This is a genomic window from Aquirufa originis, assembly GCF_042714495.1.
In the GTDB taxonomy this organism is placed as follows: domain Bacteria; phylum Bacteroidota; class Bacteroidia; order Cytophagales; family Spirosomataceae; genus Aquirufa; species Aquirufa originis.
Genome location: NZ_JBBKXY010000001.1, coordinates 1,206,234 through 1,215,000, shown reverse-complemented (window position 1 = coordinate 1,215,000; position 8,767 = coordinate 1,206,234). Strand labels below are relative to the sequence as shown.

Here is an 8,767-nt window from a genome sequence, read left to right as displayed (position 1 = left end):
CCTTCTTTTCGGCGGATAATTTCTGTACCTGTGGTAATATTACCCCACTGATCAGAACCACCCATTTGAAGGCGTACATTTTTGTGCTTATATAAATGGTAAAAATCGTAACCTTGTAATAATTGATAAGAGAACTCTGTGAAAGAAATACCGGTTTCAAGGCGCTTCTTTACCGAATCTTTGGACATCATATAATTAACGGTTAAGAATTTGCCTGCCTCACGTAGGAAACCTAAGAAGCTGAATTCTTTGAACCAATCGTAATTATTAACCACCTCAGCAGAATTAGCTCCAGAATGGAATTCCAAGAATTTCTCAAGTTGAGCTTGAATACCTACTTGATTTTCGCGTAACGTATCTTCTGAAAGAAAATCGCGTTCGGCGGATTTCCCAGATGGATCACCAATCATTCCGGTGGCTCCACCTACTAAGGCTATAGGCTTATGACCTGACAATTGAAAATGCTTTAAGAGCATGATCGCCGCTAAATTTCCGATGTGAAGACTCGGTGCAGTAGGGTCGAAACCGATATAGGCTACCGTCATTTCTTTGGCAAGCTGATCCTCTAAACCTGGAATCATATCGTGTAACATCCCTCTCCAACGTAATTCTTCAATGAAATTTGTCATAATAATTTCTTTTTTGCAAAAGTACTAAATATCCTTCTTTTTAAATAATAGAGACGAATCCCCATAACTAAGGAAGCGGTAATCGTTTGCCAAAGCCGTGTCGTATACCCGCTTCCAATCATCCCCAATCAAGGCGGCGATTAACACTAATAGCGTAGATTTTGGCTGGTGAAAATTTGTAATGATGCCATCACAGAAATGCAAGGTATAGCCCGGCATAATCAGAATCTCTGTTTCTGCGACCCATTGATATATATTGTTAGCCTCTAAATAACGAATAATGGCCTCTAAGGAGTCCTTTATACGAATGGTCGAACGCAATTCGTAAGCAAATTCTTTGGGGATAACGAGAACTCCGTTATCCATAGGCCTTTTTTCAAGTAGCCAAACGCCACTCCAATACAAGCTTTCTAAAGCGCGCAACGCCGTCGTTCCTACCGGAATGAATGGTCCTCTATGGGTTAAAAGTGTTTTTATTAATTCAGGGGTGAAAACCAATTGCTCTCGGTGCATGGGATGGTTTCGGACATCTTCTTCCTTTACAGGTAAAAAGGTGCCAGCGCCCACGTGCAAGGTGAGATAGGTTTTAGGGATATTACGTCGATCTAAATCGGCTAATACCTCTTCAGAGAAATGCAAGCTAGCGGTAGGAGCCGCCACAGCACCTAATTTTTCTGAGAAAAGTGTCTGGTAGCGATCACTATCACTTAGTTCCGTATCCCGTTCCATATAAGGAGGAAGCGGGATTTTGCCTATTCCTTCCAAAATTTCGGCGAAGCTTTTGTTCGTGTCCCAACTGATTCGAATGTGATTTTTCTCGCGATCAATCCATGACAAAGCTAAATCCCCTTTATAAAGGACATCTCCCTCTTTCCAGCGTTTTTTATTTCCAACTAGACACTCCCAAACGATTTCCCCTTTACTCTCCATCAATTGTTCGGTGGGGGCTGCATCAGAAATAGGGTGTAATAGAAATAGCTCGATCGCCACGCCGTTTTCCTTGAATAAAGGAATGCGGGCAGGAATGACCTTGGTATTATTGAAAATTAATAAAGCATTCTCTGGTAAGCAATCCGCTAGATTACGAAAGGAATTGTGTTCGATAGTACCATTTTTAAATACTAAAAGCTTCGAATCGTGGCGATTAGCTAGAGGAAATTGAGCGATTTTCGATTCAGGTAAGGGGTAATCAAAGGCCTGAATGGGAATATTCGGCATTTGAATACTCATAGCTCCTCTTCGAATTTAGGGCTAGTAAATAGACGAACGGGTAAATAGATCAACCAAATTAATAGGAATACGATGCCTAACATAGGGATGTAGCTGTAATCTGTCTGATAAGTTCTTTCGTCATTTAACATCAATAAAGCTCTCATCACGAGGATTAAGTACGTATTAATGAGTGCTGGGAAGAAATGAAGCCAGTTGATGAATGTTCTTTTTACCGTCTCATTTCCTTTTTCTGCAAAAACAGGTAAGATTTGTGACCATTTTCCGGTCGGAATTTTATCGATTGCCTTGATTAATAATAAAGCCAAAACGTTCATTAATGTGATAATTCCAGCAACTAAATAAAAGACCTCCTCTTTTGGCAGAAATCCATCGCCACGTCCTGTTTCTCCAAAATGCACCGCCGTAGGATCAGGAAGCCCTCTGTAAATAAATAACAAGGAGATTCCGAACGCCACCATGGACAAAATTCGCCAAACTCGAGATGCAAAGTGGTCTATCGACATAGTTGATTAAAATGTCTGCAAAATTAGTTTTGAAAATCATACCGACCTAATCTTTATTTCTATTATTTTTGTAAATAACCCCTAGAAGATGGCAATTTATACGAAGAACGGAGATGGAGGATTTACCCGCTTAGCGGACGGAAAAGGATTGTCTAAATCCGATGTTCGGATGGATGCGATTGGGGATATCGATGAATTAAATTGCCACATTGGTGCGCTAGTTTGTCAAATAGAAGCTTCATTAGCTGAAAAATTACAATCTATACAATCGAGTTTATTCGTTTTGGGCGCTCACGTTGCGAGTGATTCCAAAGAATACCTGGGTAACATGAAGTTGATTTCCTTGCACGATATTGTGGCTATAGAGGAAATGATTGATGAAATAGATGGTAAAATAGCGCCGATGCGTTTCTTTATTCTACCGGGAGGACATCCCACCATCGCTGCCGCCCAAATTACCCGTACTGTTTGCCGACGCGCAGAACGCAGTTTGATTCGTTGGGTGCAGGTGGAAGAAAAAGAAGATTATGCGACTGCGATCGCCTACTTGAATAGATTATCAGATTACTTATTTATGATGTGCCGTTATTTGCACCATTCATTGGCTATCCCTGAGATACCATGGAATTCCGGCAAGTAGAAACAAAAACTTATGCAAATTACCATCCAAAAAACGCCTACATCTCGCTTAAGCGAGGTTGATTTTGACAATTTGGCTTTTGGCCGCAGTTTCGCTGATCACATGCTCGTCGCAGAATATGCGGATGGAGCTTGGAAATCGGTTCAAATCCAACCTTATGGTCCTTTATCCTATCAGCCAGCGATGATGTCCATTCATTATGGTCAGGCCATTTTTGAGGGTATGAAGGCTTATCGTTCTAAGAAGGGGGAGGTTTTAGTATTTCGTCCTGAGGAGAATATGAAGCGTTTCAATAAATCTGCGCTACGTATGTGTATGCCGGAGGTGCCTGAAGAGATTTTCTTGGGAGGTTTGAAGCAATTGATACAATTAGATAATGCCTGGGTTCCAGAAAAAGAGGGTTGCTCTTTGTATATCCGTCCATTTATGTTTGCGACAGACGAATATGTAGGAGTTTCTCCTTCGACAACTTATAAATTCATCATCTTTCTATGCCCGGTAGGTTCATATTATACGAAGCCTTTGCGTGTTCGTGTGGAGACAGAATATATTCGGGCAGCGAAAGGCGGGGTAGGTTTTGCGAAGAATGCTGGAAATTATGGTGGATCCTTGTATCCGACTGTTCAAGCAAACAAGGATGGCTACGATCAAATCATTTGGACAGATGCAGCAACACACCAATATGTGGAAGAAGCGGGTACGATGAACTTGATGTTTATCATTAATGGAGCCTTAGTGACGGCGCCTACGGGAGACACCATTTTAGATGGTGTGACCCGTAAGTCGGTGATTCAGATTGCAAAAGACTGGGGAGTAGAAGTGCAAGAGCGTCTTTTATCCGTGAAGGAATTAGTAGAAGGCATTAGCTCAGGAGCGGTAACAGAAGCTTTTGGTGCGGGTACGGCTGCTGTTATAGCACCTATCCAAACGATTGGTTTTGAAGGTAAGGATTACGAATTACCTGCACGCAAAAACACTGATTTCTCAGCCAAAGTATTTACGGAGATCAGCCAGATTCGCTTAGGTGAAATCGCTGACACCCGAGGCTGGATTTATAAAATTTAGTGAACGGCTGTAAAGCTAAGTTTAATACCCGGATCCTTTGGAGTACTTACATTCTCTAATTCGATTCGGGTATTTTTGTTTTTAGACCAAAGGATGGTTTTCCCATTTACCTCAGAAGGACCAAATTTGGCATCTAAATAAACCTTCCAGTGATCGATTAATGGTTGAACATCTGCTCCTGATTCAACAAAAATATCGAAGCCAATTTCCTTAAGTTTATTTTGTTCGTTAGGAATATAGGTAATGTCGCTAAAGTTTAGATCGGTGTTATCGAAATAGAGAGTGTACGATTTGCCTTTCTCTGGTTGTGATTCCGCTAATTCTAAGGTGTCTTTCAGGCTAGAAAAATCTTGCCCCCAAGTAGTGTTACGAATGACTTGATTAGGACTTAGGCTTAGTTTTTGGACCCATTCACCACTATTATTCCAAGCAGCAGCGATTAATTCTTGCTGACCGCTCTCCTTATTTTCATTCTGTTTCTCTTGATTACAAGAGGCGGCAAAAAATAATAGTGCGAATAAAGGAACGATTAGTTTATTTAACGGGTTCTTCATACAATTGTAGGTAGGGCGAAGGTTTTTTATTTGTCAAAAATAAATGAATTTCGCCATTGATAATAAAAAATGTTATTTTTGGAAAAATTATGATTTTAAAGACGCTAGGTCTGTCAGTTATATAAGATTATTAGTGGTTAGGTATTTTTAAAATGAGCCGGTCTTTGATCGGCTTTTTTTTTGGCTAAAATTCTCTGCCAATACTTACCACAAGTCCTGATTTTCCACTATTTACTACTGGAACCCCTAATTTGCAGACGAAGTTGTAATAGGTGACGATATCAAACCCTAGGCCCATTCCGTAAATCCAACGATTCGAAAAGCGACTTGAGGTTAATTCCGGGTGTGCCTGATATACGTAAGCAAAGTCAAAAAATACCGTGGGGTAAATGGAGACCGGCATTTGATTAAATTGCTTATAGGGGATAAATCGAATAGGGATAATTTTATTTAATAATTGGAATTTGAAGGTGTTTTTAGACAACAAGTAATTCGTGCCATCAATCACATTTAACTCATATCCTCTTACATTGTCTGTGCCGTAGCCTAGCGCCTGAATATTTGCATAGGGGATGTTTTTATTTTCTTGGGTCACTTTTGCCCTCCACTGTGTGGTGATAAAAAAGTTAGACCCTAAGTCGAAAAAATAGGCAATAGATGCTTTTAGATCCCAATAATTCAAGGCATCCTGTGCCAAAATTCCATAAAAGTTATACGCAAAATCAAGCTTTTTACCTCGCAAAGGGTAGGGGGCGTAATCTCGAAAATCGTAAGAATAAGCGTAGGTTAATTGCAAGAAGTTTTGTTCGTTTGAGCCCTTATAATAATAATTGGGGTTTAACTGTCGAATCGTATCAGCCACTACAGAGTGGCTATACCGTATTTCAGCGAAATGAAAATCATAGAACTTGAGTCTTTTTCGAAGGCTCAAAGCCCCGCTCCAACGTTCACGTAAGATTTTATTACTACTCAACGTATTAAGCGTATCATTAACCGTTCGAAAGGCTAAATTTTTGTTCGTGATATAGGTGAGAGAGGCGCCTAAACCCAGTGTTTTTTTAGGGTCAATATAGGGGTTCGAGTAGCCTAATTCGAGACGTTGTGTAAATCCTGTCTCGGCTTTGAGACTGAGTTTTTCATTTCGCCCCATAAAGTTGTTATGAATCAAATGGGCGCCATAGATCGTGCGCTCCATGGAATGCCCTCGGGACCACCAGTCGTTTAAGTTTCGGTCCGCTAATTGGAAAACGGGGTAGCCTAATAAATACCACTGTTCGAGGAATTCATAGGTAATGATAATGTGTTGTGGTTTGTTTTGGTGGTAATCGCCCTTAACCCAAATGAATAAATTCGTATTCGTTAATTTACGGCGGTTGAACTCAAGCCTAGAGTCGATTTCTGCTACTTGAAGCGTATCTCCTGAGTTTAAGTCTAACTCCCTGCGAAGTATATTGTCTCTGGTTTTTTCATTCCCTTTGAAAATGACACTATCTACGATGACATACTGTGCCTGAGCTGCTTCTTGTATAAAAAAGCAGGCAAAAAGTACGAGGTATAGGCGGAAATAGTTCACCTCGCAAGGTAAAAATTTTAATCCATTAGTTCATAAACAATTGTCTCAGGATGAGCGTACCATGCCTCAAAATGAGCTTGGTATTTTTTCTCTATCGAGGGACGTTTTATCTTCATTGTAGGCGTAAGGCATTCATTTTCGATATTCCAATCCTCTTTCACTACGACGATTTTTTTCAAATGTTCATAATTTTTTAATAGTGGATTTACTTCTTGGCGTAATTCGGTAAATGCCTTGTGCAATTCTCCTTGATCTTTTGACTTTCCTAGAGCACTTAACACGACTAAACCAATCGGTTGAGGCAAATTAACTCCTACCACACACACTTGTTCGATGAATTCGTGTGTATTTAGCTTGTTCTCAATAGGTGCTGGAGCTACGTAATGGCCTTTAGCTGTTTTGAAATTATCTTTCACTCGACCGATAATAGAAAGAAATCCTTCGTGGTCTAATAGACCTTGGTCGCCCGTTTTCAACCAGCCATCCTCCGTAAATAATTCCTGAGTTAACACGGGCTCTTTAAAATAACCTGTTGAATTATAAGGTGCTCGCATCTGGATTTCTTGTGTTTCAGGATCGATACGGGTTTCGCAATCCGGGTGAATTCTGCCTACATAGCCTAGTTTTATTTGGTCACGAGGCATGACAGCGTTAAGGCCCATATTTTCAGTCATGCCATAGGCTTCCTGAATATATATCCCCAGTTTTTGAAACCAAATCAGTAGTTCAGTCGTAATGGGAGCTGCGCCACTTACGGCTAATTTCGTTTGATCTAATCCGAGGCCTTTTTGAATCTTTTTCTGAATCAACGTTTTTAAAACTGGGATGCTTAATAGCAGGCTCAGTTTCTTTTGTCCTCCTATTTTGTGTAAAATGCCCTCTTGGAATTTGGCCCAAATCCGTGGTACCGCCAAGAAATGGGTTGGTCGAGCACTGGCTAAATTCTGAGCGAAAGTATCGAGGTTTTCGACAAAATATATGGTGCCGCCTGCAGCAGTTGCCGCAAATTCGACAAAATTTCGTTCCGCAATATGGCATAGGGGAAGGTACGATATAAAGCGAGTCTCAGGCATATCCAATAATGCGATTTCGCGCGCCATATTTATCCCAGCCTCAATACCACCATAGGTAATCATGACGCCCTTGGGCATTCCCGTGGTACCTGAGGTATATACGATGGTGGCGATGTCTTCTGGGTTAGGTTTAGGGAGTGTCTTAATTTCTTCCATACATTTTAAGATGTCACTCCATTGTATGCCTGTTTTTTCTGAACTCTCCGGCGTATGAATAAGCAAGATGTGTTCTGGGATTCCGTCTTTGATTTTCTCCCAATGATCTAATTTTCCAACGATCAAAATTTGGCAATCTGAATGAACCAACACTTGATGTAATTGATCCTTCGTTAATGTGGCATAAAAGGGTACTGAAATTCCTCCTGCAGCGGCAACAGCTAGGTCTGCCATCATCCAATGAGCAGAATTCTTAGAGAGAATTCCCACATTTTTTAGGCCATCCTTTAGGTTGTTTTGAATGAACTGAGCAATTCGTTTTACCTCAGATGCTGCAGCGGAATAGCTGTAGTCAATGTATTGGTCGCCAATTGGTTGGCGTAAATAGATTCGGTTTGGTTGTTGTTGTGCCCAATGAAGAAAGTTCTCCAAATTGCTTTGGTAATGGGTGATCATGAATTGCGTTTAGAGGTAAATTAGGCAGGAAAAATAAAACTTAATTCCTTTAAATCATAGGATTCTACCGTGAATTCTTTTTCTATTTCTAATAAACCTTGTTCGTTTACGCCTAAAATTTTACCTTCAAACTTTTCGTTTGATGCCTCATAGATGGCCCATTCCGCGCGTCTGAATAAACGTTCGTGATAAATTTCGTCAATAGTCGGGAAGGCCTCGTTCAGGAATAAAGTGTAGGATTCTTCTATTCCCAGTGAAATGTAGGAGTATATTTCGGTAAGCGCAATCTCTTGATTTAGTTGTAGGTAGGCGCGAAGGGATGTGCCTCGGATATTTTCAAATTGTTTCTGATTGATGTTGAGTCCGATTCCAATAATGGAGAAACTCCATTGGCCAGCTTGAAAATTATTTTCAATTAAAATGCCGCCCATTTTGACTCCATCGAGGTAGATGTCGTTCGGCCATTTGATTTCGAAATTAAAACTTTCTCCTTGTGTAGTCCGAGACCAAGCCTCTAATCCAGCTAATATTCCATTCGCAATAGCTTTGCTCAAATAGAATTGCTTGTCTAATAATCGATGAGGTGGACGTAATAAAAATGAGAGGGTTAGGTTTTGGTTTGGTTCGGCATTCCAGGTGTTCCCTCTTTGGCCTCTACCCGCTGTTTGATGTCCAGCAATCCAAGCAAATCCCTCCGGTAAATCTTCGTTCAAAGCCTCTGAGAAGGCCAGCGAATTAGTCGATGGACAAATGTCTAGATATTTACTGTTTTTGCCGACGAAGCGGGTAGGAGCGTGGTAATTGTTCAATTATTATTTGTAATTTTAGGGTTACAAGAACAAATTTAGATTTTTATTCGTTATTGGTTTCTTGTTACACAAATTA

Annotated in this window: 9 protein-coding genes (1 of these 9 running past the window's edge); 2 read left to right on the top strand and 7 right to left on the bottom strand. The window is 40.5% G+C overall.

Annotated elements, in window-relative coordinates; all coding sequences use genetic code 11:
* The 3 genes in view from tyrS to SKC35_RS05345 are tightly spaced (at most 24 nt apart) and all read right to left on the bottom strand, a layout consistent with a single transcriptional unit that may run on beyond the window.
* On the bottom strand, positions 1–629 hold the beginning of the coding sequence (tyrS, locus tag SKC35_RS05355) for a tyrosine--tRNA ligase (RefSeq protein ID WP_377978392.1). The gene continues 664 nt to the left of window position 1, outside the view; only the first 629 of its 1,293 coding nucleotides appear in the window; it begins with the start codon at positions 627–629; its stop codon lies off the left edge, out of view.
* Between the two features lie 24 nt (positions 630–653).
* Complete coding sequence (locus tag SKC35_RS05350; RefSeq protein WP_377978391.1) at positions 654–1,859, bottom strand: S-adenosylmethionine:tRNA ribosyltransferase-isomerase; 1,206 nt, start codon at positions 1,857–1,859, stop codon at positions 654–656.
* Positions 1,856–2,365 carry an SdpI family protein gene (locus tag SKC35_RS05345; protein ID WP_377978390.1) on the bottom strand — a complete coding sequence of 170 codons (510 nt, stop codon included), beginning with the start codon at positions 2,363–2,365 and terminating at the stop codon, positions 1,856–1,858. The genes SKC35_RS05350 and SKC35_RS05345 overlap by 4 nt, the downstream gene beginning before the upstream one ends.
* Positions 2,366–2,453: 88 nt before the next feature.
* On the opposite strand from SKC35_RS05345, the gene SKC35_RS05340 reads away from it, so the two are divergent.
* On the top strand, positions 2,454–3,005 hold the full coding sequence (locus SKC35_RS05340) for a cob(I)yrinic acid a,c-diamide adenosyltransferase (RefSeq protein WP_377978389.1): 552 nt from the start codon (positions 2,454–2,456) through the stop codon (positions 3,003–3,005).
* Positions 3,006–3,017: 12 nt separating this feature from the next.
* A complete protein-coding gene (locus tag SKC35_RS05335; RefSeq protein WP_377978388.1) occupies positions 3,018–4,070 on the top strand; it encodes a branched-chain amino acid aminotransferase in 1,053 nt (350 codons plus the stop codon).
* Here SKC35_RS05335 and SKC35_RS05330 read toward each other — a convergent pair.
* The 4 genes from SKC35_RS05330 to SKC35_RS05315 form a co-directional block, all read right to left on the bottom strand.
* Entirely contained in the window at positions 4,067–4,624 is a 558-nt protein-coding gene (locus SKC35_RS05330; RefSeq protein ID WP_377978387.1) for a hypothetical protein, read from the bottom strand. The two genes, SKC35_RS05335 and SKC35_RS05330, sit on opposite strands and share 4 nt — an antisense overlap.
* Before the next feature lie 184 nt (positions 4,625–4,808).
* A complete protein-coding gene (locus SKC35_RS05325; RefSeq protein ID WP_377978386.1) occupies positions 4,809–6,197 on the bottom strand; it encodes a BamA/TamA family outer membrane protein in 1,389 nt (462 codons plus the stop codon).
* Between the two features lie 17 nt (positions 6,198–6,214).
* Complete coding sequence (locus SKC35_RS05320) at positions 6,215–7,882, bottom strand: AMP-binding protein (protein ID WP_377978385.1); 1,668 nt, start codon at positions 7,880–7,882, stop codon at positions 6,215–6,217.
* Positions 7,883–7,902: 20 nt separating this feature from the next.
* On the bottom strand, positions 7,903–8,691 hold the full coding sequence (locus SKC35_RS05315) for a biotin--[acetyl-CoA-carboxylase] ligase (RefSeq protein ID WP_377978384.1): 789 nt from the start codon (positions 8,689–8,691) through the stop codon (positions 7,903–7,905).
* Between the last annotated feature and the right edge of the window lie 76 nt (positions 8,692–8,767).